Below are 25,544 nucleotides of genomic sequence, written 5' to 3'. Positions count from 1 at the left end.
GGTCAGTTGGCGCCGGTGGAGGCGGACGCGGAGGGGGACGGGGCTACGCCGGTGGGCGGGGCACCGCTTGGCGGGGTGCCGGTGGGAGCGACACCTCCCGGCAGCTGCTGGCCCCCGCCCCCGGGTGCGCCGCCCGCCTGGCCGCCCCCGAAGGGGAACAGCTGGGAAGGCGTCACCGAGATGCCCCAGCCCATGAAGGCCATGCCGAGTACGACCGCGTACCCGAGGCAGACGACACCCACGAGGGTGCCGATTCGGCGCAGCAGACGTGATCTGCGCCCGGAGTTGTCAACGAACACGGGACCGTCTGCGGGCCCGTTGCCGCGTTTTTTGCGGCGGCCACGCGTGGTGGCACGGTTATCGATGGCGGACTCGGATTGCATTCCCCAGATATTAGGAGGGGTTTATGTGTCAAAAACTCTGGTTCCCATGTGAGGCGCCAATGAGAAAAGCCTTGACCTGTCTTTTCCCTGAGAGAATACCCAAGCGTCCTCGCAGCTCAGGGCAGACACATATAGACCTTATGCACCATTTTTACGCCCGTCTTATCCGATTCGCGAACCCTTTCCCATGGGCTTCCTGTGACCTTCCTGTATTCAGGATTCACGGCCCGATGTGACACCTTTCCACTGCGGAAACGGACTTTGTTTCCATCCTGAGACAGAAATCACGAGAGCGGGTGTATGCGCAATGAGGAGTTTCCTGAAGCCGGCCGCCGGGCTCGTCTGCCTGGTGGCCCTGGCCTGTGCGGGGTGCTCCTCGGGCGGTGACGACGGCTCGGACGCGGCGACCGCGGACCCCTCGCGGACCAGCTCGTCCCCTTCGCCGAGCCAGTCGTCGTCGACCTCGTCGGCCACCTCGTACGCCCCCTATGTGAGCGCCACGACCGCCTCCGACACGGACTCCGCCGGGTCCCCGACGACGTACAACCTCGCCTTCGTGATCTCGGACGGCAGCGACTGCACGCCGAAGTGGAACGGCACGACCGCCATCGGCGACTCGGCCGTGAAGTCCCGGATCTCGGCGCTCACGGAGTCCGGGGCGAGCGTGCGGGTCTCCTTCGGCGGGGCGTCCGGCTCGGAGCTCGCCGAGACCTGCGACAGCGCGTCCGCGCTCGCCGCGGCCTACGGCGCCGCGCTCGACGCCGCCGGGTCGAGCCAGGCGGACTTCGACATCGAGGGCGACGCGCTGACCGACTCCGACTCGATCGCGCTGCGTTCCGAGGCGATCGCGCTGCTCCAGAAGGAACGCACCGACCTGAAGGTGTCGTTCACCCTGCCCGTGATGCCGTCCGGTCTCGACGCCGACAGCCTGGCGCTGCTGGAGTCCGCCAACGACGACTCCGTGGCGGTCTCCACCGTCAACATCATGACCATGAACTACGGCAGTTCGTACGACGGTGACATGGGCGACTACGCGATCACCTCGGCCAAGGCCGCCCACACCCAGCTCCAGGACGTCTTCGGCCTCTCCTCCAAGGGAGCCTGGCAGGGCCTCGCCCTGACCTCGATGATCGGTGTCAACGACGTCGACAACGAGACGTTCACGCTGTCCGACGCGGCGCAGGTCCGGGCGTTCGCCGAGGAGCAGGAGGTCGCCTGGGTGTCGCTGTGGTCGACGTTCCGCGACCAGCAGTGCGAGGACGGCTCGGCGAACGACGACGCGGCTACTGATTGCAGCGGGGTCACGCAGAGTTCGGGAGCTTTCGCCGAGGCCTTCTCCGGCTGAGGTTCGACTGCGGACCGTGTGCGGGCTGGCCGCGCCCACGCGGCGGAGCCGCACATGTCACAGCCCCGCGCCCCCAAGAGGGCTCTCAGCGGCGCCGGTGGACCAGGCGCCCCGCGCAGACGGTGGCGACGCACACCCCGTCCGCGTCGAAGACCGCGAGGTCGGCACGTCCGGTGTCGGTGATCGCGGTCTTCCTGGTGCCCGGGAGTACGGCGATGTCGTTGCGGGAGGCGGCGGCGCGCAGGTCGGCCGTGCCGGCGTACTCCGCCAGGACGGCGGTGGCGCCCGACTTCAGTACGGCGTGGAGGCGTTCGCGCGGTGACGGCGCCTCGGGCAGCGGCCCCTCGTGGACGAGGGCTGGCCCGAGGACCCCGGGCCAGCTCCTCACCCGCGCCCCCGGAAAACGCTCGCGCAGCTCGTCGAGCGGTCCGACGCCCGCGATCCGGGCACCCTCGACGGCGACCCCGGCGTCCCTGAGCGGCTCGGCGTCCCAGCCGCGCCGCACCTCGTCGGCGGCGTGAATCGTCAGCACGGCGGGATCAGTTGGAGGCGAGCAGCTTCAACTCGGGGTGCGCGGTGCCGCCCTCGATCGCCGTGGAGGAGATGTGCGAGGCGACCCGCTCGTCGACGGGGTCGTTCGCCGGGTCGTCGTGGACGACGATGTGCTCGTACGTCGTGGTCCGCTGGGCGGGCACCCGGCCGGCCTTGCGGATCAGGTCGATGATCTCCATCCGGTTGGAGCGGTGCTTGGCACCGGCGGAGGAGACGACGTTCTCCTCCAGCATGATCGAGCCGAGGTCGTCCGCACCGTAGTGCAGGGACAGTTGGCCGACCTCCTTGCCCGTGGTGAGCCACGAGCCCTGGATGTGGGCGATGTTGTCCATGAACAGCCGGGCGATCGCGATCATCCGCAGGTACTCGAAGAGCGTGGCGTGCGTGCGGCCCTTGAGGTGGTTGTTCTCCGGCTGGTAGGTGTACGGGATGAAGGCGCGGAAGCCGCCCGTGCGGTCCTGGACGTCGCGGATCATCCGCAGGTGCTCGATGCGCTCGGCGTTGGTCTCGCCGGTGCCCATCAGCATCGTGGACGTCGACTCGACGCCGAGGCCGTGCGCGGCCTCCATGATCTCCAGCCAGCGCTCGCCGCTCTCCTTCAGCGGGGCGATGGCCTTGCGGGGCCGGGCGGGCAGCAGCTCGGCACCGGCGCCGGCGAAGGAGTCCAGGCCCGCGGCGTGGATCCGGGAGATGGCCTCTTCCACCGAAACCTTGGAGATACGGGCCATGTGCTCGACCTCGGACGCGCCGAGGGAGTGGATGACCAGCTGCGGGTACGCGGCCTTGATCGCGGCGAAGTGCTCCTCGTAGTACTCGACGCCGTAGTCCGGGTGGTGGCCGCCCTGGAACATGATCTGCGTGCCGCCCAGCTCGACGGTCTCCGCGCAGCGGCGCAGGATGTCGTCGAGGTCACGCGTCCAGCCCTTGGCGGTGTCCTTGGGGGGCGCGTAGAAGGCGCAGAACTTGCACGCCGTGACGCACACGTTCGTGTAGTTGATGTTGCGCTCGATGATGTACGTGGCGATGTGCTCGGTGCCCGCGTACCGCTGCTTGCGTACGGCGTCGGCGGCTGCGCCGAGCGCGTGCAGCGGGGCGTCCCGGTAGAGGTCGAGCGCCTCTTCCGGGGTGATCCGCCCACCCTCGGCGGCACGGTCGAGGACGGACTGGAGGTCGGCCTTCTCGGTCACCGGGAGTGTCCCTTTCATCAGGGTGTGGACAGACCCGGCCAGCCTACGCCAGCCCGCCGACAGCCTGGACGTCAGGCCGCGTACGCCCCGATCAGCAGCCCCGCGTACGCCCCCGCGATCAGGAACGGCCCGAACGGGATCGACGACTTCCGGCCCGCGCGCCGGACCACGACCAGCCAGGCCCCGTACAGCGCGCCGAGCAGGAAACCGGCGAAGGTGCCCAGGAACACGACGCTCCACCCGTACCAGCCGAGTACCGCTCCGAGTCCGAGGGCGAGCTTCACATCACCGAATCCCATGCCGTTCGGGTTGATGAGGAAGAGGAGGAAGTACGCGCCGCCGAGTGCGAGCGCCCCGAACAGGGCGGTCAGCCAGACCCCCGCGTGCTCGGGGACGGCCGCGGCCACCCCCAGCAGGGCCAGGGCCGCCGCCGCGAGCGGCAGCGTCAGGGCATCGGGCAGCCGCTGCACCTTGAAGTCCACCACCGCGAGCAGCACCCCGGCGGGGGCGAGCAGCAGCCAGACGCCCACTTCGGGGCGGGTGCCGGTGGCCAGGGCGAGGCCGGCGCAGAGGAGGGCGGTGACGAGGGAGACGAGGGGGGTGCCGGGGCCGTAGGAGGGAGCCCGCCCGGCAGCCCCGGGCGCCTCCCCCGGCGTACGGGCTCCGGGCGCCTCCCCCGCCGTACGGCAGGCACCGCACCTCGCGAAGCCGAGCCAGCCCCGGGCGGGACCCGTGAGCGGGTGGCCTTCGGGGCAGGTGTCCCGCCAGGTCTCGGCCGGTTCGACCGCGAAGCGGTAGGCGGCCCGGGGGACGAGCAGGCCCGCCGCCGCGCCCCACAGGGCGGCGACGGCGGTCAGCAGCGAATCGCTCATCCCACCGCTGCCACGCCACTGCGCCAGGCGGGCAGCAGTTCGTCGAGGAGTGCCTCCGTACGCGGCGGAACCCCGCGGGCGCCGCTGCGGGAGACGAGGTCGGCGGCGAGGCGCGTCAGGCGGTCGGTGTCGCCCGTCGCGTGCGTCGCGCGCAGCAGTTCGTTCCAGAGGCGTTCGTCGGAGGGGGCCGAGTTCCGGGAGGCGTCGAGGGCCTCGATGGCCTTCTCCGCGCGCCCCTTCTCCAGGTGGAACGCGGAGAGCGCGAGCCCGATGTCCGCGACGAGCAGCGGGAGTTGGGCGTCGATGATCTCGTGGGTGAGCCAGCCGTACCGGCCCTGCGGACGCTCGGCGAGCAGTGGACCGCGTACCAGCACGAGCGCGTCCGTGAGCAGCCGCCCGCGCACCACACGGCTGTTGACGCCCTGCCCCTGGGTCGCCTCGTGGTACAGCGAGCGCAGCACGTCCAGGTCGGAGACGACCGACTTGGCCAGCGTGAGCCGCCCGCCCGCGTCGGTGCCGAGACGGGGCGTGCCGTCCGGGTCGCCGCCCAGCCAGCCCCGCAACCGCTCGACGAGCGCGTCACGTACGTCTTCGGTGACCCCGCGCGGCCACAGCGCGGAGGCCAGCACCCGCGGGTGCACACCCTCGCGGTGCAGCAGCAGCAGCGCCAGCGCCTCGTGCATCAGCGGACTGCGCTCACCGTCGGGCGTCTCCAGGCCGATGATCTCGTACGGGCCCACGAGCCGCGCGTACACGGCCGGCCGGCCCTGCTCGCTGATGTCGACGAGGAACGGCGGCGTGGCCGTGTTGTCGTCGGCCCGCTCCGGGTCCGCCTCGACGAACAGCTCCACGACCGCTCGCTGCAAGGCCAACGGCAGTGTCTGCGCGTCGAGTTCGAGCCCGAGCAGCGGGGCGAGCAGTTTGCCCTCGCCGGTGATCTCCATCTCCCAGGCGGCGCCCGGCAGGTCGCCGCTCTCGGTGCCGACCAGGTATCCGATGCCCAACCTGCTGGCGTCGGCGGCGAGTTCGGCGAGACGGACCGCGTCCTCGCCCTGCGGCTCGGTGGCGAGCAGCACGAGGTGCGGGGCCCAACGGGTGTGCTGGGCAGGGCCGGTGCGCCCGGTGAGGACGGAGTCCTGCCCGGCGGCTCCGAGCGCGCCACGCCGCTGCCGGGTCTCCGCCTGCATCGTCTCCACCAGCGCCTCGATGTCGTCGAGGTGGCGCAGCCGGTTCGGCGCGAGCGGTGTGAGGTCCTGGCCGAACCCGACGAGCGTGATCGTCATGCGGTCGGACCAGCCGTTGGTGGCCAACTCGGCGGCTACGGAGGCGAATACACCGGCGCGGTCCTGCTCGCTGCCGCTGAGGGAGACGATCCCGGGGACGGACTCGAGGTTGAGGAGCAGCCGGGAGTCGTCCATGGTCCCGAGGCTGACGAGCCCGGGGTAGGGAGCGGCCGTGTCGATGTCCTCGTACCGCTCCGCGTCCGTCCGCGCCAGCATCCAGAACGTCTGGTCCTGCCCGAGCTGCCACGGCGCCGGCGGCCTCCCGGCCGGCTGGGCGAGCTGGAGGTGCAGGTCGCCGTTGCCGCTGAGCCAGGCCGCGTAGACGGTCGGCAGCGGCCGTGACTCGGCGGCGAGCGCCGCGGCGAGGCCGCGCAGCGACAGGTCGAGCAGACGTACGCCCTCGGGGTCGGCCCCCACCAGCAGCGCGTCCTGCGCGTCGGCGGCGGGTCCGGTCGGGGTCGGCGGCTCCATGCCGCGGCGCCCGCCGACCGCGCCGAGCGCCGACTGCCAGAGCGCCTGGCGGCGCCGGCGGCCGAGCGCGCCGAGCAGTCCGGCGGCGAGCAGGGGTGCGCCGACGAGGGCTTCGGGCAGTCCGAAGGAGAAGCCGCTGTCGTCGGCGGCGGCCTGCGGGGCCTGCGCCTGTTGCTCGTCGCCGCCGGTGCGGTCGGCGCCGGTGCGGTCGCTGTCGGGCCGCTGCTGCGGCACGTGGATGTGCGCGGTGTCGCGATCCGTGGAGCCCGCGCCCTGCTGCTTACCGCCGCCCTGCCGCTGGTCGCCGGTCCTGGCGTAGTCGTGGATCTGCCGCTGGACCTGCTCCGAGGCCTCGGGCGTCTTGTCGGGCATCTCGACGAGGTCGCCGCCCCGGGCGTCCGCGGGCATTTCGAGGATCCAGCCGGGCCTGATGAGGCTCGCCTCCGACAGCCTGGAACCGTCGGGCTGCGTACGGTCCTTGTTGAGCTCGAAGATCTCCTTGTACCGGCGGCCGTCGCCGAGATGCCGCTCGGCGACCTCCCACATCGAGTCGTGGTGACGGCCCTCGGGCGGCTGGATCCGGTAGTACTTGGTGTCGCCCCCGGTGGCCGTGGCGCTCCCGCTCTCGGCGTGCGACGCGGCGTTGGCGGCCTGCTCGGCGATGGCGGCTGCCGCGTTCGAGGCGGCCTGCTCCTGCTGCTGTCCGAACAGTCCGCCCGGCGTCTGCTGGGCGGCGGCGACGGTCCCCCGCTGGTTGCCCTCCATGCTGTGCCCGAGTTGCGAGAGACCCGGCGTGAAGCTGGCCGCGGTGGCGCCCACGAGCAGCAGCGCGGCGACGAGCTGCCGCGCCAGCAACTGGCTGGGGCCCGCGCCCGGTACGCGGTTCGGCATCCCCACGCCCGACAGCGCGGCCTTCACCTCGACGAGTACGCAGGCGGTGAACTGGGCCCAGGCGAACCAGACGATGACGGTCAGCACGTTGATGAACGTGCCGACGGTGATCTCCTGTTGCAGCCAGTCCAGCGACGGAGCCCCGCTCGGCAACGGCCACCCGATCTGTGTCGCCAGCGCGCCGGGCACCCCGACCAGCAGCACGACCAGAGCGAGGAACGCCCCGAACGCCTTCAGGAAGTCCCCGAACGTCCGGCCGCGCCGGGGCAGGGGCTGCGGCGTCCGATTCCTCGGACCCGGCGGGCTCCCCGTGGAGCTTGAAGTGGTGCGTCGGGCCATGGCGGGTGTCCTGAAGTCGTGAGCGGAGGGGGTGGGGAAGGGGGGTGTGCTGAGCCTACTGAGATCTTATGTTTCACGCCGAGGAGCAACCAGGGGGCGGGACCGGCCCGCCGCCCGATTCCCCACCGTCCGCCCGCTAAGCCCGAGTTGATCCCGGGTTCGCCGAACGCGGCTTCCACACCACGCACAACCGTCACGCCACACTTCTCACAGCCCTCGCACAATCCCCTGCGGCCGGGACCCCGTCGGCGGCACTCAGCGCAGCACGAGCAGGACGGCCAGCGCCACGAGGAGCGAGTCGATCCTGTCCAGCAGGCCGCCGGAGCCGGCGAGCCAACTGCCGGAGTCCTTCGTCCGTACACCTCTTTTGACCATGGACTCGAGCAGGTCACCGGCCGGACCGCCGACGGCCACCGCGACCGCCGTCGGCCAGCTCAGCGCCGACAGCACGGCGAGCGCGCCGAGGCCGGCCGCCGCCCCGGCGACGGTCCCGCTCCACCGCTTGGCCGGCGACAGCGGCGACAGCGGAGGCCCGCCAAGACCCCGCCCGGCGAAGGACGCCACGATGTCGGCGACCGACACCGCCACGAACAGCGCGAGCGCGCTCGCCCCGAGCGGCACCAGCGCGGCCAGCACACTCAGCCAGGCCAGCCCGAGCAGGCCGTCGCCGAGCCGCCGCAGGCCGTGGTCGGCGTCGCCGGCCAGCAGCGGCACCGCGGCCAGCGCGAGCGCGCCGACCGCGACCGCACGGAACTCCTGACCGGGCGCCAGCCAGGCGGCCAGCACCACGCCCGTCACCGCCGCGGCCAGCACCGCCCGGTCCAGCCGGCCCATCCCCAGCAGAGCGCCGAACTCCAGCACGGCGATCACCCCGGCCACCACGGCGACGGCCGCGGCGCCCGGGCGGCCCAGCCAGAACGCACCGGTGACCAGAGGCACTCCGACCGCCCAGGCGCACCACCGGATCAGCAGCTCACGGCGCCGGGACGCCGCCACCGCGACGCCGCCGACGGCCAGCGCCCCACCGAGGTAGGGCGCCAGCGAGGCCACGGTGATCACCGACCCGGCCCCGCGACGGGTACGCCCGAGGGGACCGCGGCGAGCGGGCCCGCACCCGGCCGAAGCGCTTCCAGGGCGGCCTGGCAGGCGGCCACGATGCGCTCGTTCTCCGCGGTGTCCCTGACCGCGACGCGCACGGTGCGCCCCTGGTACTGCGTCGACAGCGGCGACAGGTCGCGCAGGTACACGTCACGGCGACGGCACTCGTCGACCAGTCGGGCGGCGCTCGGCCCACCGGCCGGCAGGGTCACGCTGAGGAAGTTCGCCACCGCCTCCTCGACCACCACACCCTCGTCGAGACCGGCCAGACCGGCGGCGAGCTGCCCGCGCAGCGTGTGGGTGCGCAGCCAGCGGTCGCTGTAGTACGCCGGGTCGCGCAGCGCCGCCACCGCCGCCAGCTGGGCGGGGAGGCTGACCGGCCAGGGCGGCGTCCGCCGGCGCAGTCGTGCGGCGGTGTCCGGTTCGGCGACCAGGTACGCGGCCCGCATGCCGGAGAGCGCGTACATCTTGGACAGCGAGGTGCAGACCACCACCCGCGGATCCGTCGTGGCGAGGCCGGCCAGCGACTCGGTCAGGTCGACGTAGCCCAGGTATGCCTCGTCGATCCACCAGCGGGTCCGGGCCGGCGCGGCGGTGATCAGGGAGCGCAGTTCCGCGGCCGGCGCGTGGCGTCCGGTCGGGTTGTTCGGGTTGATCACCACCACGAGGTCGTAGCGGCCGGAGCCGACGGCGGCGGACAGCCGGGCCGGGTCGATCCGCCAGCCGTCCTCGCGGCGCAGCCGCAGCCGGTCCACCCGGCAGCCGATCACCCGCTCCGTGACATGGGCGTACTCGCCGTAGCCCGGGTCCGTCAGGAGCACCCTGCTCTCCGGGGTCAGCCACTGGCCGAACGCCCTGAAGATCAGGTCGGACGAACCGGCACCGACCGTGAGCGTCTCCACGGGCAGGGTCCGGGCCGCGGCGATCTCCGCCACCAGGCCCTCGGCGCCGGTCGGCGGCGAGGTCCGGGCGTACCAGGCCGGATCCTCCGCCAGCGCCGCCCGCACACCGGGGGCCGGCGGGAACCAGGCGTCCAGCACGTCGGCGGCGACGATCTGATGGCGCCGGTGCAGGCCCCGGAAGTCCGTGCCGATGGCGGTGAACGAGGCGCCGCCGTGTTCGCAGCCGTCCGGCCGGGGCGCGAACGCCATGTCGAGCCGCCAGTCCACCTCGGAGCCCAGCCGCGCCAGCGTGGTGCGGAACCGGTCCATGGTGAGCCTCGTCAGCTCGGCCACGCCGCCGGTCAGCACCTCGAACGTCAGCGCACCGCTGTTGACGGTCCGGCCGACCGGGCGCAGGCCGGCGGCGAGGTACATGGTGAGCAGCTCGGTGCGCCCCATCGCCACGACCCGGCGTCCGCCCCTGGCCGCGATCCAGCGCAGCGCCGCGTACATCAGGAGCGGTGCCGCCGCGGTGCTCCGCCAGCGCGGCTCGACGGTGAGGACGCGCACCTCGAACAGGTCGTCCTCGGTCAGCAGCGGCAGCTCGTCGCGGGTCACGTACTTGTCCAGCCCGTACCGGCCCAGCCAGGGCGGCGTCAGGCTGACGAAGCCGATCCGGACCGGTCCTCGCGCGGCGACCAGGTAGACGTTGTCGCCGTCCAGCCCGTCGCGGAGCCGTCCGGACGGATCGGGCGTGTGCTGGCCCAACTCCCGTGCGTACACCCGGTGCCGTAATTCGTAGATCCACTCCAGATCCTCCGGAGTGGCCTCGCGCACCTGGAGTTCGCGTCCGACTTGTTCGCGTCCCACTTGTTCCCGTCCCATGAGCACCTCTTTCGACGTGGGTAAGTCACTCCATCCTCGGGAACCAGGACCCGTCGCGGCAGAGCCGTGCGACGCAGCCCGCCTGAGTACGGGTACTCAGGCACAGCCGTCTCCTGACTCCCCCGGGTCGCGCTGGGTAGGCTGCTGACCCAGAGGGCGCCGCCGCGCACCGACCACCGTGGGGGAAGCGACATGGGCAACGGCAAGAGTGACCTCGCGCTCCCGCTGAGCGAGTTGGAGGACTACGGCGGGCGGCTGCGCTCCATCAAGACCCGGATGAACCGCACCAAGAAGCTGTTCGAGTCGTACCGGGAGGACCTCGGGGACAACACCGTCTACGACGCCCTCGACGACTTCGAGTCCGGCTGGGAGGACGGCCGCGAGGACATCACGCAGGCCCTCGACGCCCTGGCCGACATGGCCGACGCGGTGGTCCGCGAGTTCAAGAAACTCGACGACAAGCTCGCCAAGGACGTCTCGGAGGGCGTGCAGCAGGAAGAGGCCTGAGGCGGTGCCCGGGCCACTTCTGCCGGTGGCAAGTAGGCGTCACTCGGCGGGACTTGCGCCGGTGGCGGGTCAGCCGACCTCGTTCTCCGCGACCGCCTGCCCGTGGACGACCACGTCTCCGTCGTAGAACATCCCGGTGAAGATCGGGGAGTAGGTGAGCTGGACCTCGACCTCGACCTGGTCGGCGTCGGCGGCGACGCAGTGGGTCGCCGCGATGTCCGCGCCGGACATGCCCATCTCCCGGGCGAAGGCCTTCACGCGGGCGCCGCAGTTGGCGAAGTTGATGGGCGCGGCGCCGTTCTGGTTCTGGTACAGGTCCTCCACGTCGATGTCCTGGGCGGCGTAACGCGCGGCCTGTTCGGCTATGTCGGCGGCGCGTTCGCGCTTGGAGATGGACATGCCGCCGTCGATGACGAAGGCCGACAGGGAGAGGAAGAGGAGGGCGAAGATGATGACCGCCCCGGCACCCGAGCCCCGGTCGTCGAGTCGGCCACGCCAGGCGGTGAGCCGGTTCCGCGGGGCCGACGTCTTTCGCGGGGCGGTGAGCCGGTCCCCCGGCGCCGACGGCTTGTGCCGGGCCGCGAGCCCGTCCCCCGGCGCCGACGGCTTGTGCCGGGCGGTGAGCCCGTCCCCCGGCGCCGACGGCTTGTGCCGGGCGGTGAGCCGGTCCCGTACCGCTGGAGGGAAGTTCACGCGGTCCTCCGGAACGGGTCGAGCGGCGAACTGAAGGTGGCCGTCAGCGTGGTCGGTATGTCCAGGCCCAGCATGGCCAGCCCGCGCACCTCGCAGCTCACCTCGACGGTGAAGATGGTGTCGGGCGCGAATCCCGCACTCGTCTGGGTCACCGTGACCGGGCCCGAGCAGACGTCCGTGAGATCGGCCTCGGCCGCTTTCCTGGCCTCGGTCATGGCCGTGGCGTGGTCCTTCTGGATCGACCCGGCGCGTGCGGCGTCTCGTGCGGCGCCGTCCAACGCCCCGCGCCCGTCCACCAGTTGACCGAAGGCGACGAGCACCAGGATGAAGAGGATCATCACCGGGGCCAGGATCACCACCTCGATCGTGGACAGTCCCCGGTCGCGCCCGGCGTCGGCGGGGAATCTCATCAGGGCCCAACCTCCGGTACGAACCTCTCCACCGGCCCCGAGGACTGCGCGTGCACCGTCAGGTCGAACCCGGGGAACACCGTGGGCACCTTCGCCGTGATCTCCACCCCCACCGTGTTCGGCTCCGGCTGGAGCATGGTCACGGTCGGGAACAGCACGAGCTGCGGGCCGAGCTGGCGGATGTAGCTGTCGACGACGTCACGGGCCTCGCCGCGCCACGCGCCGGGCTGCTCGTCGGCCGTGGCGCGCGCCTTGCGGGCACCCGCCTGGGCCGCGGCCTGGGCCACGTGGTCCGCGAAGAAGTACAGCGCGAACTGCACGGTGGCGAAGATCATGAAGAACAGCACCGGCGTGAGCAGCACGAACTCGATCGCGGTCATGCCGGAGTCACCGCGGGCGGAGGCAGCGGCTCTGGCGGCCTCCGCCCGGCGGCGCACCCAACGGCATACGCGCACGAGCGGTTCTCGTTCTTCCGGAGTCGACGGACGGGTCGGACGGGTACCGATCAGCAGGTACCGCTCTGGTTGGCGCCCTTGATGCAGTCGCCGACCTTGTTGGCGCCGTCGCTCAGCGCGGTGTTGATGATCGCGGCGACCACGCCGACGATCGCCACGACGACCGCGGAGATGATGACCCACTCCACCGCGGACGCACCCCGGTCGAGTTCGCCGGAGCGGGCACGCTGCACCCGGCCCTGGAGGAAGGTGATCAGAAAGTCCACCCCCGGGATCCCGGTGCTGAAGTTCCGTCCGTTCATGGTGAGTTGTCCTCTCGGGTTCAAGCGGTAGGGAATGGGATGGACGTCAGACCTGGAACACGCGCATCGCGGCCGGGAAGATCAGGAAGACCAGGAACCCGGCGCACAGCAGCAGTTGGGCGACGAGCATGGACTGCGACTTCTCACCCGCGCTGCCCTCGATCTCGGAGAGTTCGCGGTGCCGCATCGTCTCGGCGCGCGAGGCGAGCGACTCCCGTACCTTCGCGCCGTCGTCCGCGACCAGCGCCAACGAGGCCGACAGGTCCTTGAGTTCCTCGACTCCCAGCTCCTCGCCGAGTGAACCGAGGGCCTGCCACTGGCTGATGCCGGTGATCCGGGCGTCGGCCAGCGCGCTGCGGATGCGCTGCGTCGCCCAGCCGTCGGAGATCTCGGCGGCGGACATCAGCGCCTCGGGCAGACCCCGGCCGCCGGCCAGGCTCATCGACACCAGGTCCAGATAGGCGCCGATCACCCGCCGCAGGTCGCGTCGTTTGTCCGCCGCGTCCCGCCGGACCTCCAGATCCGGGAGGAAGAAGAAGACGACCGCGAAGAGCAGCGCCAGCCAGACCGGGATGATCGGGCTCCGGCCCAGGCCGAGGGTGAAGACGACCGCGAACAGGAACGGGCCGAAGAAGACACCGCCCGCGGCCAGCAGGACCTTCGTCGCCAGGAAGTTCTCCCAACTCCGGTCCAGGACCGCCAGGTCGGCGCGGAGCGAGCGCAGCTCCCAGCCCTGCTGCATATAGAACTCGGCGACCCGGACGCCCACTCGGGCCCGCGCGCCGCCCAGCCGCCCGGTGTCCTTGCCGGTGCGGCCGTGGTGCGCGGACTCGTACGCCGCCCCCCTCGCCCGCATCGCGTCGATCCGGGCGACCTGGGCGACCGCGCTGCGCTTGGCGGGCATGAGGGCGCGTACGAGGGCGTAGACGCCCAGGCCCAGGACGGCACCGATCACGATCGGCATGGTCAGGTTCATCGGCGTACCGCCTCATCCCCGGAGACCGGCGTACGAGGACGGACGAACCGTACCGACGCCTCGTCCCGCACCAGGAACCTCTCCGGTGTCTCGATCGTCGACAGCTTCCGCAGCCACCAGAAGCCGAGCGCGAACAGCCCGCAGACACAGGCGAGTACGAGCTGTCCGACCGCCGTGCCGTACGGCTCGACGAAGTCACGGTTGAAGATGGACAGTCCGAGCACGAAGGCGATGGAGACCGCGACGACGATCTGCACCGAGCGGCGTGTCGAGGCCCGCTGCGCCATCACCCGCTGCCGCATGTCGACCTCCTCGCGCGCCGACTTGGCGAGTGCGCCCAGGACCTGGCGCAGGCCCGGCCCGCGCAGCCGCGCGTTGAGGATGAGCGCGGCGACGATGATGTCGGCGGACGCGTCGTTGATCTCGTCGGCGAGCTGCTGAAGAGCGTCGGGCAGCGGGGTGCGGGACCGCAGCCGGTCCACCAGCGCGTCGAGATGCGGCCGCAGTACGGGAGCGGAGGCGCGCGCGGAGGCCGGGATCGCCTGTTCCAGGCCGACGGCGCCCGCGATCGTGTCGCGCAGGGACTCCGTCCAGGAGGCCAGCGCCTCCACGCGGCGCATGGCGGACTTCTCCTCCGAGGCGCCGCCGAAGAGCTTGTCCCAGAAGAAGACGAGGATCGCGGCCGCGATTCCGGCGACGGCCCAGCGGGTGAGCAGCAGGACGACGAGCCCGGCGATGGCGGCGATCGAACCGCGCTGCCCGGCGAACCGGATCAGCTCGTTGGCCCGTTCGCTCGCCTTCTGCTTCTCGTGCTCGGGCTTGACGGGCAGGCCGCGCACCGCGACGGCGAACAGCGCGAGTCCGCCGCCGACGGCGATCCCGCACGCGAGCGCGTACAGGACGGTCGTCGAGAACAGCCCGCCCATGGAACCGAGCCGGCCGACCGCCGCGAGCGAGGTGGTGTCCTGGGTCATGGTCATCCCCAACTCCCGCTGCCCGGAAGCCGATAGCCCTGCGCGATCAGGTCGTCGAGGCACGCTATGGGCGCGTGCGGGACGATCCGGCCGTCGGGGGCCTCGGCGAACACCTCGCTGGACAGCACACGTCCGTCGACGCCGTTGACCTCGCGGACGGAGGTGACCATGCGCTGGAGGCGGCCGCCGGTCTCGTAGTCGTTGCGCCGCTGGATGAAGACGACGAAGTTCACCGCGCCCGCGATGAGCATCTGGCTGGCCTCGATGGGCAGCCCTTCCTTGGCCTGGAGCGCGTACGTGGAGATGCGGTTGAAGACCTCGCTGGAGCTGTTCGCGTGAATCGTGGACAGCGAACCGTCGTTGCCCTGCGACATCGCGTTGAGCATCGTCACGATCTCGTCGCCGAGGACCTCGCCGACGATGACGCGCGAGGGGTTCATACGCAGCGACCGGCGCACCAACTCGGCCATGGAGATGGTGCCCTGGCCCTCGGAGTTGGGCAGCCGCTCTTCGAAGGCCACCACATTGGGGTGCAGCTCGGCGAAGGTGTCGAGCCCGAGTTCCAGGGCGCGTTCGACGGTGATGAGGCGCTCGTGCGGCGGGATCTCGTTGGCGAGCGCGCGCAGCAGGGTCGTCTTGCCGGAGTTCGTGGCGCCCGCGATCATGATGTTCTTGCGCGCCCGGACCGCGCAGGCGAGGAAGTGCGCGACCTCGGGCGAGATCGTCCCGTTGCCCACCAGGTCGGACACGAACACCTTGCCCATCCGCGCGCGACGGATGGACAGGGCGGGCCTGCGCGTCACGTCCATGACGGCGGACAGTCGCGAACCGTCCGGAAGACGCAGGTCGAGCTGCGGGTTGGCGGAGTCGAAGGGCCGCGAGGAGAGCCCGGAGTACGCACCGAGGATCTGGATGAGCTCGACCAGCTCCTCGTCACTCTCGGCGACGGACTCGCCCTTGACCTCGCTGCCGTCCGCGAAGCCGATGAAGACCTGGTCGTACCCGTTGATGTCGATGTTCTCGACCTCGGGGTTGTCCAGCAGCGGCTGGAGACGGCCGACGCCGAAGAGCGCGGCGTGCACGGCGGCCGCGTACTGCTCCTCGGTCTCGGCGTCCAGCGGCGTACGGCCGAGGTTGATCTCGGTGCGCGCGTAGTCCTCGAGAATCTGGGCGATCACGGCACGCGCGTAGTGCCGTTCGTCCTCGTTGGACATCGGTGTGACGCCGCGGGCCTGGTCCTCGCGGCGCTGTTCGGAGATGCGGTCACCGGCGTCCTGCCGGAACCGCTTGACCAGCTGGTGGTCGACCGCGGTCATCGGCCGGCTCCGGCGGCGGGCTGTCCGTGCGGTCCGCCGGCCTGGCCGTGCGCGGGTACGGCCCAGGCGGCGCCGTACTGCTGGTACAGGTCCGCGGTGACCTTGCGGGCGGAACGGATGAGCAGCGACTTGTCGAGCCGCCCGCGCCTGCGTCCGGCCAACTGGTCGGCTCCGGCGGCGTCGTCGGCGAGCGTGCCGATCACTCGCGCACCGGTCTGCGCCGCCACGAGCATGTCGTTGACCTGGTGGACGAGCTTGGCGGAGTCGCTCGGATCGGCGATCAGGATGACGCCGATGAGGGGGTTGGCGAGAGTGGCCGCGCCGCGCGGGCCGCCGTGCAGCTTGACGGAGAGGGCGGCGGCCCGGTCGCGGACCCGCGCGATCGCCTCCGGCTCGGTGCGCGAGAGCAGCAGTACGAGGGCGGCGTGCGGGAAGAGTTCGACGGCGGGGGTGTCTCCGCTGATCCGGCCGCAGTCGGCGATGACGTCGGCGGGCGCGTGCGGGGAGTCGGCGAGCTGTGCGAAGGCGCGGCCCAGGGTGGGCCACAGCCCGGCGAGTCCGGCGGCCTGCTCGGCGACACCGAGCCCGACGAGGACTTCGAGTCCGCCGCTCAACGGCTGTACGTGGTCCCAGAGTTGGTCCGGTACCAGGCCGCGGCGGGCTGTCGCAGCTATCGACAGCATGCCGGTGTTGGGGTTGAGCGGGCCGCCGTGGGCGGCCGCGCTGCGGTAGACGAGGTCGCCGCCGGCGGGGTCCGTCTCGGCGAGGAGGACCCGGCGGGGCCAGACGGCGGACAGGGCCACCGCGGCGGTGGTGACGCCGGGCGAACCCTTGTCGGCGGCGAGGGCGATGAGCGCCATGTCTCTTGACTCACTCGCCTCTAGTTGCCGGGGATGAGAACGAGGACGGCTTCACCGGCGGAGGAGGCCGCCGCGACGGCCGCCGCGTCGGCACTGTCCACGGTGAGCGTGACCGGCAGGCTGGTGCTGCTGATCGTGCTGTCCGACGCCCTCTTGACGTCGCTGACCTCGGCCTGGTCGACGATCAGGCTGTTGGCGGCGCCCGTCGTGCCGGAGGAGCTGTTGCCGGTGCCGCTGTCGTCACCGACGCGGTACACGGCCACGGTGTCACCCGGCTTGATGTCGATCGGGTACTGGCCCTCCTTGAGGGCGAGGCCCACGGAGGCCTTTCCGGCGGGGATGGACTGGCCCTCGGTGAACATGTCGCCGATGACGAGAGTCCCCTTGTAGATCGTCGACCTGGCCTTGAGCTTCTTGAGGCTTTCGACCTGGTTCCACTTGACGTAGTTGACGCCGGTGTCCTCGGCCACCAGTACGGAGGTCACGTGGTCGCCCACCGACTGCCCCGCCTGGATCTCGCCGGTCACCTGTACGACCTCCACGCGGTCACCGGCGCGCAGCACCAGCATGGTCGCGCCCAGCGCGCCCACCAGGATCAGCAGTACCGCCAGAGCGGCCAGCGCGGGTTTGCGCTCGCGAGGGGGCGCGGGAAGGCGCTCGCCCATCGTCGGCTGAACCGGCGCGCCGGAGCGGTTGTTGCCCGCCCCCGTACGCTCTTGGATCTTCACGCAACCGCTCCCCGTACGCCCAAGAAGATTTATGCCAATTTCCTCGCCAACCGGGGCACTTCACCCCCGGCCCGTCCTTGCCGGACGTACCGCCCGACCTGGCCGAACAGCCGGCGCGGAAGCGAGTCTCAAGCCATGGCACCGTATCAGCCGCACATAAGCCCCTCAAGGCGAGCAGCAGCCCGCGAACCTCAGAGGGCCCGACGTTATACAGATGCAATGCGGGGCGGGGCATGCCTTGTTGAGCACGGCGATCCGGGATGCGAGGGTGCTGTGCAGGAGCGAATCCCCCAACGTGCGGATCCGGACGTCTCGTTACGGAGTGTGCACGAGGCCTGCACGAGGTGCTCACCGGCCGCGGGCGGCCGGCGTGGTCTTTCGGCCGGCCTAGGAAACGGCCGTGAGCAGGTTCTTCTCCAGGATCACCGGCAGTGACAGGGTCCGGTAGCCGACCGAGGCGAACAGGACGGTGACCCGGCTCTCCTCGTGGCTGAGCACCTCACCCTCTCCCCACTGCGGGTGGTTGACCTTGGTGCCCGGCGGAAACGGGTGGTCGTGGCTTTCCGGCGAGGCACCCCTGCGGCGGGCCGGGCGCGAGGCGGTGCTGGTTTCGGCGTCCTTGGGGCGCTGATCGCACCCGTCGCAGTTACCGCAGGGAGCCTGCAGCCGCTCACCGAAGTACCCGAGCAGGAAGCGCCGTCGGCAGCCGGTTGTCTCCGCGAGGCCACGCATCATGTCGACACGGGAGCGCTCCATGTTCTCGTGCGCGGTGCCCAACTCCACCGCCTGCGCGGTGACTTCCTCGGTATCGACCCCGGACACCGGGACCACTTTGCCGCGCTCGGTGGTGAGGGCTCCAGCCTTTTCCAGAAGGTTGAGGACGGCGGTCAGCCGGCCGGCGGACAGGCCGGTGTCCTGCTGGAGTTCCGTCTGTGTGACCGCGGCTCCGCCGTCCCGAACCCGGCGGGCGACGTCCGCGATCGTGTCCGCGTCCGGGCGGCCGGTGGAGAAGAACCTCTGGAGACCCAGGTCCTCGGTGCGGTAGTGCAGGATGGCGCGGGAGGCCTCGCCGTCCCGGCCCGCGCGGCCTATCTCCTGGTAGTAGGCGTCGAGCGACCCGGGTACCGAGGCGTGCAGCACGAAACGTACGTCGGGCTTGTCGATGCCCATGCCGAACGCCGACGTGGCCACCACCACGTCCAACTCCCCGCTGAGAAAGCTGTCGTGGACCGCGCTCCGGTCGGCCGCCCGGCTGCCCGCGTGGTAGGCGGCGGCGCTCAGGCCGAGTTCCGCCAGCTCGGCGGCGTACGCCTCGGCGTCCTTGCGTGTGGCGACGTACACGATGCCCGGCTTGGGCTCGGCCGCCGCCCGCTCCACCACCGCACGCCGCTTGGCCGGGTCGTCCAGGAAACGGGTGACCTCCAGGCGGATGTTGGGCCGGTCGAACCCGGCGACCACCTCGCGGACCTTGCGCATTCCGAGCTGCTCGACGATGTCGGCGCGCACCGGCGCCGCGGCGCTGGCGGTGAGGGCGAGGATCGGAGGGCGTCCGATGCTCTCCGCGGCCTGCCGGAGCCTCAGGTAGTCGGGCCGGAACTCGTGGCCCCACGAGGACACGCAGTGCGCCTCGTCCACGACGAAGAGAGAAGGCCGCAGCGCGGACAGCCGCTCCAGCACGTCCTGCTTGGCCAGTTGCTCCGGAGCCAGGAACAGGAACCGGGCCGTTCCGTCGCTCACGCTCTCCCAGGCCTGCTCGTTCTGCGAGTCGGACATGGACGAGTTGACCGCGACGGCACTCTGGTCGCTGCGCCTCAACAGCCCCTCGACCTGGTCCCGTTGGAGCGCGATCAGCGGTGAGACGACGAGTGTCGGACCGGGGAGCAGCATGCCCGGCACCTGGTACACCGCCGATTTGCCCGAACCGGTCGGCATCACCACCATGGCGTCCTGACGGCCCATGACCGCCTTCATCGCGGTGAGTTGACCGGGACGCAACCGGTCCCAGCCGAAGACCTCCCGTGCGGCTCTGCGGAGACGGCGGGCGACGAACAGGCTCATTGGCAAGGGAACTCCCGGAAACGGTTGCGCCCGGCCAGGCTGAACCCGACGGGCGGTGGTGGCTCTAATGCCCGCCGCGGCCGGAAGCAGTCCGAAGACGGACCACGCCTACCCGCTTACCACCTACGACCGCCTACAACCGCCTACTCGGCGAAGCGGAACGTGGACGTGATCGCGTCGAAGATGTCGAAGAAGGAGTCCGCGAGGTCCAGGACCTGACTGCTCCCGGCGACGAGGGCGACCTTGCCCTCCTGCCCCGGCACGGGCACGAAGGTTTGCATGAGCACGGCGCGAATGGTGCGGTTCAGCGCGTCGTCGGGTACGGCGATGTCCTCGATGCCGTACGTGCGCGCGGCGGGGCCCACACCGGGGATGTCGACGGTCGTCACCTTGCGCCAGGCGTCCCCCTCCTTCTTCGCCTCGCGCACGGAGAGCTGACCCGCCATGGTCTGGGGGTCGGTGGAGAGCGGCTCGCCGGTCGCGGTACGGCCACCGACGATCGAGACGGTGGCCGACCCGGTGATCGGGGTGTCACCTCCGAAGGCCTCGGCCATGCAACCGCAGTACAGCGCACCGGACTTCCAGGCGTCGGCCGCGGCCTTCTGCAGGAACGCGGCATACGTGTCGCGGTACTTGGCGAGCTCCGGCCGCTGCTGGATCCGTTCGCTCACCATCCGCCGGATCGAGTCGTCACGCGACTCGGGCCGCACGTCGAACTCCCACCACGACTCCGGCACCTTGATCCGAAATCCGCCCCGCTCGATGGTGAGCGTCTCCATGTAGCGGGCCATGGTGTGTCCCCCGTTCCTCTACCCCTGCGTACGGCTGCTCGTCGTACGTCTGCTCGCCTGCTCGTCCATTCGCTCGGTCAGCCTACGAGGTGGGTTCCGTGCGTCGCGGCGGACGGTCGCTGAACGGCCGGCTCGGAGTCGGCCCCGGACGGCCGGCCGCGTCTTCCTCGACCTCGCAGACCGATGCGCTGCCCCGCCCCCTGGGCCCAACAACGTGATAGCTCCTGCGAAGCCTGGGACGCCTCCGAGCACCACGAACAGGACACATCGTCCGACCGTTTTGCTCTGGTAGATGCACAATCGGTTCACCCCTGAGGGAGTTTGACCTGGCGAGACCGTCGGCACCACCGATACCGTCGCTATTCAAGATTGACTCGACTGAACATCTGTCTCACGGGGAGTCCACTGTGAAGCGCCGTTCTTTGCCCGTTGCTGCCGCGTTCGCCGCGACGGCAGCCCTGCTGCTGACCGCCTGCGGCGGCGGGGACGACGACACGAAGGGCAACGACAAGATCGCGGGGGCCGACACAGGCGGCTCGACCGCTTCGGCGTCGTCCAGCGCGAGCGCCACGGAGAGCGTCGACCGTCCCGACATGACCCTGCCGGACGACGTGACGGAGACCTTCGAGGGCTGGAAGACCGGCGACATGACGAAGGACGCGATCCTCGCGGATGCCGGGCGCGCCCAGACGGCAGTCACCTTCGCTGTCACCGACGGTGACCCCAAATCTGAGGCCCTCTCCTTCTATCAGGCCGGGACGGCCCTACCCGGCAGCCAGGACTGGGTGAAGACGGTCGTCGACTCCGGTTCCACCTTCAGCGGCGCGGTGCGCTACTACGCGCCCAAGCTCGAAGTGTTCGACGCGAAGTCGGCAGGGCTTTCCTACTGCTCCGACGAGAGCAAGGCGTTCAACAAGAACCGAAAGACGCAGAAGGTCGACAAGACGGCCGCCAACGATGACTCGTACGTGCTCTACAGCACCCGCCTGGACAGGGATGAGAAGGGCATCTGGCAGACCACCAAGCTCGCGTCGGAACGGGGGAACGCGACATGCGCGCCTTGACCGGGCGGCACAATGGGTGGCTGGTCGTCGTCGCAGCGGCGGGCGTGTGCCTGCTGACACCGGGTACTGCGATGGCCGGCTGGGGCCCCGGTGGGGAGTCGAACGGCGACACGACCGAAACAAGCGGCGGCCAGTCCGGCAGCGACATCGTGTCGATGGTCCGCTACAGCGGTAGTGCCACGGGCAGTAGCGGCGGCAGCAGCAGCAAGGGGAATGTCACCCCGGTGGGCGACTGGACTCCGCCCGCCTGCTGGTACGAGCCGCGCACCGCCGCGGACTTCCAGAAGTACGTCGAGAGCATGTACACCGAGACCGTCAACACGCCTGGACAGCACAGCTACGCGAAGACGGCCGTCGGACAGTTCCGGGAGACGTACAAGGACGGCGAGTACAAGAACTACAACCTCGATGAGGCGGACGAGGGTACGTGGTGGGTCGCAGTCCAGGACCCCGACCGATGGATGGAGCCGGCGGCGCAACTCTGCAACGAGATGCCGTTCTGGGTCGTGAACGGTGACACTCCCAATGTCCCCAACGCCATCACCCCGAATGTGCTCGCCGAACTGGCCTACAACAGGCTGCGGCTCCCCGAGACAGAGGTCACTCTCGCGCCCGAGGACACCACCAAAGTGAACCTCCCGACGTGGGCCTGGCTGGATAAAGCCAAGTTCAAGGCTGTCGATGTCACCGCGCAGATCAACGTGGGCGGCCTCAACATCCAGGCCACCACAACGGCCAAGCCCATCGCTCTCAAGCTGGAGCCGGGGACGAAGGACGCCGAGACCTACCCGGCCTCGGGCGCGTGCGAAATCAACGTCGACGGCTCGATCGGTGAGGCGTACGCCAAGGGCAAGGCCGACAAGACCCCATCGTGCGGCGTCAAGTACCTACGGTCGTCAGGGGACGGCGGGTTCGCGCTGAGGGCGACCGTCACCTGGGAGATCACCTGGACCGGCACGGGTGGCGCAGGTGGAGATCTCCCCGACGGCGCCTTTGGCAATGACCAGGCCGTAACCGTCCAGGAGATCCAATCCGTCAACAGATGACGGCACGGAGGCGCAGAGAGCCGAAGGAACTTCGTCCGGCGTTTGGCAAGTCTGCTCGACGATCACCACACGGAAGCGAGGGTCTGGACAGGCGGCGCCATATCTCAACAGGCCCTCCGGGCCCACCGTGACATGTCCGTCAAACCCACCGCAGCGAGTGAGCCATCGCCCCGCACAACTCCCCCATCGGGCCCGCCGTGCCGCTCAGCGGCGTGGAGAAGGCCAGGTGCAGGTAGCCCACGCCGCCGGGCATCTGTACGTGAAAGTCCATGGTCGTCTCGGTGACGACACGGACCGTCCGGCCGGCCGGCAGCTCGACGACGTCCACCTCCGCGTCCCAGCCGGCGCGCTGAGCCAGTGCCTGGGCGAAGTCGTCCGGCGTCGGCGCCAGTCCGCGGGGCGTCTGTGCCAGCGAGATCAGGAGGGAGGCGGGCGGGGCCGATTCGCCGGGTGACTCCGTCTTGAGGAAGAACTCCAACGCGCCCTGCGCGAGGCCACTTTCGGCGGTGTTGCGCAGGGTGGTCCAGATGCCGCGAGCGACCTCCGCGGAGACGCCGCTTCCCGCGGACTCCTTGTCCACGAAGGTCTTCAACTGACGGCGCCAGCGCTCGTGAGTGAGGTCGAGCCGGAACCAGTCACGGGGGACGAGGAGGCGGTAGTCCGAGGGGGGAATCCCGGTGGGGATCACGCCCCTACCCCTGAAGTAATCAAGGGCGAGCTGTCGGCGTTGAAGAGGCGGATGCTGCTCACCGTGTTACCGAACATCGTCGAGAAGAGGTCCCAGCCGGCCGTGTTCGGTGTCGCCATCTCCATGACCACGGTCGTGCCGTTAGGGAGGGGGACATAGACGCGTATATATGCGGTCGGAAACCTGAGCACCTCGTCACTCTCCGTAAGTTCACCGGGGAGCTTCTCGCGACGGGTTCCGATGCACGAGACGGCAAGTCCGCAGGGGAGCTCAATCTCGGAGACCTCGCCCGACTCGATCCGACGTAGGCTCGAAGCGATTTCCCTTACTGCGACTGAGACACCCTCTACATCCGGGCTGTCCAACAAAGTCACGGACACCGTGGCGCTGCACGGGATGTCACCGACCGCAGTGACGCAGATTCCTGCGTACTCAACTCCCGAAGCCACCAAATCGCCAAGGCCGAGAGCACACACGACCCCAAATGCCGTTTTGTCTTCGTATTCGGCGCCAGGAAGAGCCTTGTCCACAAGTTCTTCCAGAAGCCGCACCGCCTCGTCGTCGTCCCGTTCGTGAATAGGGAGGTCATGGAAGACCTCCGGCATCACCCAGCGGACGTGGATGTTGTCGGCACGGAGCACTGTCGGCCCGGTCTGAGACGGGACCAATGCGGAGAGCTCGGGTTTGGTCGTCATGCGGGCCGTTCTTCTTCAGGGATGGGGAGTTCCGGCGCGTCGGGGAAAAACTTCCGCGCAGAGGCGTGCATCCCGTAGTACGGGTAGGTGGCTGGGATTTCGGCGCCGCCCTTCCGAGCGATGCTCACGATCTGGTGGTACCTCCGTGCCCTGATCCGTACGTTGCGCAGGGACGGGTTACGCAGGCTCGGACGTCGCCACAGATACAACCCGACCACCATGCTGACGACGATCAGCGAGTCCACAGCGATAAACGCGATCTGGAAGGAACGTGACCTCTGGGACGCCACCAGATCCCAGAAGGGCCATGCACCGAATGTGAAGATGGTCAGCGGAATGCTCGACAGGCACCCGCGCAGGCGCCAGCTCCTGTTGTCCTCCCACCGATGGAACAACAACCAGTGGACAGCCTTGTCGTCGAGGAAGTCGAAGCGCACTTCGCGCCCGTACTCCTCAGCCGCCGCCTTCGCGTCTGGGACAGCGGCGATGACAGACGAGGAGACCAGGCTGTGAACACCTCCGTCGTCCCCCACGAACTGATCGAACGCCAAACCTTGCTGGTGGCTCATGAATGCATTCTCCTACCCCGTGGGCGCCAGGGCGGCGCGGAATGAAGCTGACGACGGGCTGGGCTGCGGTGTCGGCGAGGGAGTACCGGCTCCCCTGGGGGTACTCGGGATGGTGCCCGGTGTGGGTGTCGGCCGGACATCCCCGGGCGGGGGTGAGACCTCGTTAGGGGTGTTGTTCGGAGGGAATTTGTCGCTCAGCCGATCCAGCGACTTCACATAGAGGTTGGCCAGGCCGGTGCCCTTGATGTACCGGGTCAGGACCTCCGGGTTGAAGCCTTCCTCGGGGAGCTTCACCTTGGTAACGCCCCGGCTTGAGAGAAACTTGGACGCGACCCTGGTCACGTCATTGATCCGCTTCACTCCGAAACCGTTGGTGAATCCCTCCCAGAGACCATTCTGCGCGCCAAGCAGACGGCCGCCCTTGCCCGCTGCGGTCAACCCTCGGAGTGCGCCGATCCCCGGCATGACGCCAAGGACGTCCAGGCCGATCTTCAGCGCGTCGAACTTCCCACCCCGTGCGAACACGTCGTACAGGCGCCCCGACAAAGCGGTGCCACTGAGTACTGCGGCCATGCCTGCGATGATCGGTGCCGCGAGGCCTCCGGTGAAGATGATGGCGGCGGCGAGGGCCACCACCGCGAGGACTGTCGCGGCAGCGGAGAACCAGTCCGCATGATCCGCGATCCAGTCCATGATCCCGCCGGGGTCCTTGACCCCGTCGTGGTGGATCACGTTCTTTATTCGCCTGGCGGCTTTCCTCGCGGCTTCGTCGCGGATGCTCGTGCCGCGCATGATCTTCTTCTGGGCCTCGAGCATGAGCTGCCCGGCGTCGTCCGACTTCTTCTGCTGCTTGCTGTGCTGCACCGCGTCGTCACCGGTCAGGACCTTCCCGTTGAGGGGGTCAAGTACCTTGCCGGCGGCCTTGTAGTCGACCTCGGCGTCGCGGTACTCCTGCAGGCCCTTGTCCGCCAGGCGCTGCGCACGGTGCAACTCGCCGGCGTATTCGTCCGACTCGCCCTCCGTGACCTTCGTGCCGAGTGCCGACGCCGCCTCGTCATAGCGGTCGTACGCCTTCTTCAGCCGTCCCGCCGTATCGCCGGCGATTTCGTGGAAGGCGCGGCCCGCGTCGCTGTCCCAGCCGTCGACCGAGGCCAACGCCTTGATGTTGCGGGCCTGTTTGTCGATCTCGTCGGCCATGCCGCGCAGCTTCTTGCCGAGCCGTGCC

At 70.0% G+C, this 25,544-nt stretch carries 25 protein-coding genes and 1 pseudogene; 4 read left to right on the top strand and 22 right to left on the bottom strand.

What is annotated here, in order from left to right:
- Positions 1 to 2: 2 nt before the first annotated feature.
- Positions 3 to 383 (bottom strand): hypothetical protein, encoded by a 381-nt coding sequence (locus ACIBLC_RS31760; protein WP_399214781.1) that lies wholly within the window; start codon positions 381 to 383, stop codon positions 3 to 5.
- Positions 384 to 690: 307 nt separating this feature from the next.
- Between ACIBLC_RS31760 and ACIBLC_RS31755 the strand changes: the two genes are divergently transcribed.
- Positions 691 to 1,728: a chitinase gene (locus ACIBLC_RS31755; protein ID WP_399214780.1), complete on the top strand. Its 1,038-nt coding sequence runs from the start codon at positions 691 to 693 to the stop codon at positions 1,726 to 1,728.
- An 85-nt stretch (positions 1,729 to 1,813) separates the two neighbouring features.
- Here the strand turns inward: ACIBLC_RS31755 and ACIBLC_RS31750 are convergent, their stop codons facing one another.
- From ACIBLC_RS31750 to ACIBLC_RS31725, 6 genes are all read right to left on the bottom strand, one after another.
- Complete coding sequence (locus ACIBLC_RS31750; protein ID WP_399214779.1) at positions 1,814 to 2,260, bottom strand: imidazolonepropionase-like domain-containing protein; 447 nt, start codon at positions 2,258 to 2,260, stop codon at positions 1,814 to 1,816.
- A gap of 7 nt (positions 2,261 to 2,267) precedes the next feature.
- Positions 2,268 to 3,467 carry a cyclic dehypoxanthinyl futalosine synthase gene (mqnC, locus tag ACIBLC_RS31745; RefSeq protein WP_399214778.1) on the bottom strand — a complete coding sequence of 400 codons (1,200 nt, stop codon included), beginning with the start codon at positions 3,465 to 3,467 and terminating at the stop codon, positions 2,268 to 2,270.
- 71 nt (positions 3,468 to 3,538) lie between these two features.
- Positions 3,539 to 4,339, bottom strand: a complete 801-nt coding sequence (locus ACIBLC_RS31740; protein ID WP_399214777.1) for a prepilin peptidase — start codon at positions 4,337 to 4,339, stop codon at positions 3,539 to 3,541.
- On the bottom strand, positions 4,336 to 7,323 hold the full coding sequence (locus ACIBLC_RS31735; protein ID WP_399214776.1) for a BTAD domain-containing putative transcriptional regulator: 2,988 nt from the start codon (positions 7,321 to 7,323) through the stop codon (positions 4,336 to 4,338). The genes ACIBLC_RS31740 and ACIBLC_RS31735 overlap by 4 nt, the downstream gene beginning before the upstream one ends.
- A 255-nt stretch (positions 7,324 to 7,578) precedes the next feature.
- A complete protein-coding gene (locus tag ACIBLC_RS31730; RefSeq protein ID WP_399214775.1) occupies positions 7,579 to 8,382 on the bottom strand; it encodes a phosphatidate cytidylyltransferase in 804 nt (267 codons plus the stop codon).
- Positions 8,379 to 10,187: an aminotransferase class I/II-fold pyridoxal phosphate-dependent enzyme gene (locus ACIBLC_RS31725; protein WP_399214774.1), complete on the bottom strand. Its 1,809-nt coding sequence runs from the start codon at positions 10,185 to 10,187 to the stop codon at positions 8,379 to 8,381. Before ACIBLC_RS31725 ends, ACIBLC_RS31730 begins: the two co-directional genes overlap by 4 nt.
- Positions 10,188 to 10,379: 192 nt before the next feature.
- On the opposite strand from ACIBLC_RS31725, the gene ACIBLC_RS31720 reads away from it, so the two are divergent.
- The gene (locus ACIBLC_RS31720) at positions 10,380 to 10,694 is read left to right on the top strand and encodes a hypothetical protein (protein WP_399214773.1); all 315 of its coding nucleotides are present in this window, start codon (positions 10,380 to 10,382) and stop codon (positions 10,692 to 10,694) included.
- Positions 10,695 to 10,763: 69 nt separating this feature from the next.
- Here ACIBLC_RS31720 and ACIBLC_RS31715 read toward each other — a convergent pair.
- The 11 genes and pseudogenes from ACIBLC_RS31715 to ACIBLC_RS31665 all read right to left on the bottom strand — a co-directional run.
- Positions 10,764 to 11,189, bottom strand: a pseudogene (locus ACIBLC_RS31715) (pilus assembly protein TadG-related protein); the annotation flags it as partial.
- Positions 11,190 to 11,383: 194 nt separating this feature from the next.
- The gene (locus tag ACIBLC_RS31710) at positions 11,384 to 11,797 is read right to left on the bottom strand and encodes a TadE/TadG family type IV pilus assembly protein (protein ID WP_399214772.1); all 414 of its coding nucleotides are present in this window, start codon (positions 11,795 to 11,797) and stop codon (positions 11,384 to 11,386) included.
- Positions 11,797 to 12,177 carry a TadE family protein gene (locus ACIBLC_RS31705; RefSeq protein WP_399214771.1) on the bottom strand — a complete coding sequence of 127 codons (381 nt, stop codon included), beginning with the start codon at positions 12,175 to 12,177 and terminating at the stop codon, positions 11,797 to 11,799. Before ACIBLC_RS31705 ends, ACIBLC_RS31710 begins: the two co-directional genes overlap by 1 nt.
- Positions 12,178 to 12,302: 125 nt before the next feature.
- A complete protein-coding gene (locus ACIBLC_RS31700) occupies positions 12,303 to 12,554 on the bottom strand; it encodes a hypothetical protein (RefSeq protein ID WP_383678560.1) in 252 nt (83 codons plus the stop codon).
- Positions 12,555 to 12,600: 46 nt separating this feature from the next.
- Entirely contained in the window at positions 12,601 to 13,530 is a 930-nt protein-coding gene (locus tag ACIBLC_RS31695) for a type II secretion system F family protein (RefSeq protein WP_399214770.1), read from the bottom strand.
- The gene (locus ACIBLC_RS31690; protein ID WP_399214769.1) at positions 13,527 to 14,510 is read right to left on the bottom strand and encodes a type II secretion system F family protein; all 984 of its coding nucleotides are present in this window, start codon (positions 14,508 to 14,510) and stop codon (positions 13,527 to 13,529) included. The genes ACIBLC_RS31695 and ACIBLC_RS31690 overlap by 4 nt, the downstream gene beginning before the upstream one ends.
- Positions 14,507 to 15,820: a CpaF family protein gene (locus ACIBLC_RS31685; RefSeq protein WP_399214768.1), complete on the bottom strand. Its 1,314-nt coding sequence runs from the start codon at positions 15,818 to 15,820 to the stop codon at positions 14,507 to 14,509. Before ACIBLC_RS31685 ends, ACIBLC_RS31690 begins: the two co-directional genes overlap by 4 nt.
- Positions 15,817 to 16,680 carry a hypothetical protein gene (locus tag ACIBLC_RS31680; RefSeq protein ID WP_399214767.1) on the bottom strand — a complete coding sequence of 288 codons (864 nt, stop codon included), beginning with the start codon at positions 16,678 to 16,680 and terminating at the stop codon, positions 15,817 to 15,819. The genes ACIBLC_RS31685 and ACIBLC_RS31680 overlap by 4 nt, the downstream gene beginning before the upstream one ends.
- Positions 16,681 to 16,700: 20 nt before the next feature.
- A complete protein-coding gene (locus ACIBLC_RS31675) occupies positions 16,701 to 17,408 on the bottom strand; it encodes a hypothetical protein (RefSeq protein ID WP_399214766.1) in 708 nt (235 codons plus the stop codon).
- A gap of 387 nt (positions 17,409 to 17,795) precedes the next feature.
- On the bottom strand, positions 17,796 to 19,466 hold the full coding sequence (locus ACIBLC_RS31670) for a RecQ family ATP-dependent DNA helicase (protein WP_399214765.1): 1,671 nt from the start codon (positions 19,464 to 19,466) through the stop codon (positions 17,796 to 17,798).
- A gap of 143 nt (positions 19,467 to 19,609) precedes the next feature.
- Positions 19,610 to 20,257 carry a hypothetical protein gene (locus ACIBLC_RS31665; RefSeq protein WP_399214764.1) on the bottom strand — a complete coding sequence of 216 codons (648 nt, stop codon included), beginning with the start codon at positions 20,255 to 20,257 and terminating at the stop codon, positions 19,610 to 19,612.
- Positions 20,258 to 20,664: 407 nt separating this feature from the next.
- Between ACIBLC_RS31665 and ACIBLC_RS31660 the strand changes: the two genes are divergently transcribed.
- Positions 20,665 to 21,321, top strand: a complete 657-nt coding sequence (locus tag ACIBLC_RS31660) for a hypothetical protein (protein WP_399214763.1) — start codon at positions 20,665 to 20,667, stop codon at positions 21,319 to 21,321.
- Positions 21,309 to 22,367, top strand: coding sequence for a hypothetical protein (locus ACIBLC_RS31655; protein WP_399214762.1), 1,059 nt, complete (start codon positions 21,309 to 21,311; stop codon positions 22,365 to 22,367). The genes ACIBLC_RS31660 and ACIBLC_RS31655 overlap by 13 nt, the downstream gene beginning before the upstream one ends.
- 139 nt (positions 22,368 to 22,506) lie before the next feature.
- Here ACIBLC_RS31655 and ACIBLC_RS31650 read toward each other — a convergent pair whose 3' ends face one another.
- The 4 genes from ACIBLC_RS31650 to ACIBLC_RS31635 are packed head-to-tail and all read right to left on the bottom strand — an operon-like array spanning position 22,507 to position 25,516.
- Positions 22,507 to 23,055, bottom strand: coding sequence for a hypothetical protein (locus ACIBLC_RS31650; RefSeq protein WP_399214761.1), 549 nt, complete (start codon positions 23,053 to 23,055; stop codon positions 22,507 to 22,509).
- Complete coding sequence (locus ACIBLC_RS31645) at positions 23,052 to 23,750, bottom strand: hypothetical protein (RefSeq protein ID WP_399214760.1); 699 nt, start codon at positions 23,748 to 23,750, stop codon at positions 23,052 to 23,054. The genes ACIBLC_RS31650 and ACIBLC_RS31645 overlap by 4 nt, the downstream gene beginning before the upstream one ends.
- Entirely contained in the window at positions 23,747 to 24,319 is a 573-nt protein-coding gene (locus ACIBLC_RS31640; RefSeq protein ID WP_399214759.1) for a hypothetical protein, read from the bottom strand. The genes ACIBLC_RS31645 and ACIBLC_RS31640 overlap by 4 nt, the downstream gene beginning before the upstream one ends.
- A gap of 12 nt (positions 24,320 to 24,331) precedes the next feature.
- Positions 24,332 to 25,516 (bottom strand): hypothetical protein, encoded by a 1,185-nt coding sequence (locus ACIBLC_RS31635; RefSeq protein ID WP_399214758.1) that lies wholly within the window; start codon positions 25,514 to 25,516, stop codon positions 24,332 to 24,334.
- Positions 25,517 to 25,544: the final 28 nt, after the last annotated feature.

The organism is Streptomyces sp. NPDC050535 (assembly GCF_044457665.1).
Taxonomy (GTDB): Bacteria; Actinomycetota; Actinomycetes; order Streptomycetales; family Streptomycetaceae; genus Streptomyces.
Note: the sequence above shows the minus strand (reverse complement) of the source record. Positions and strands in the feature narration are given on the sequence as shown.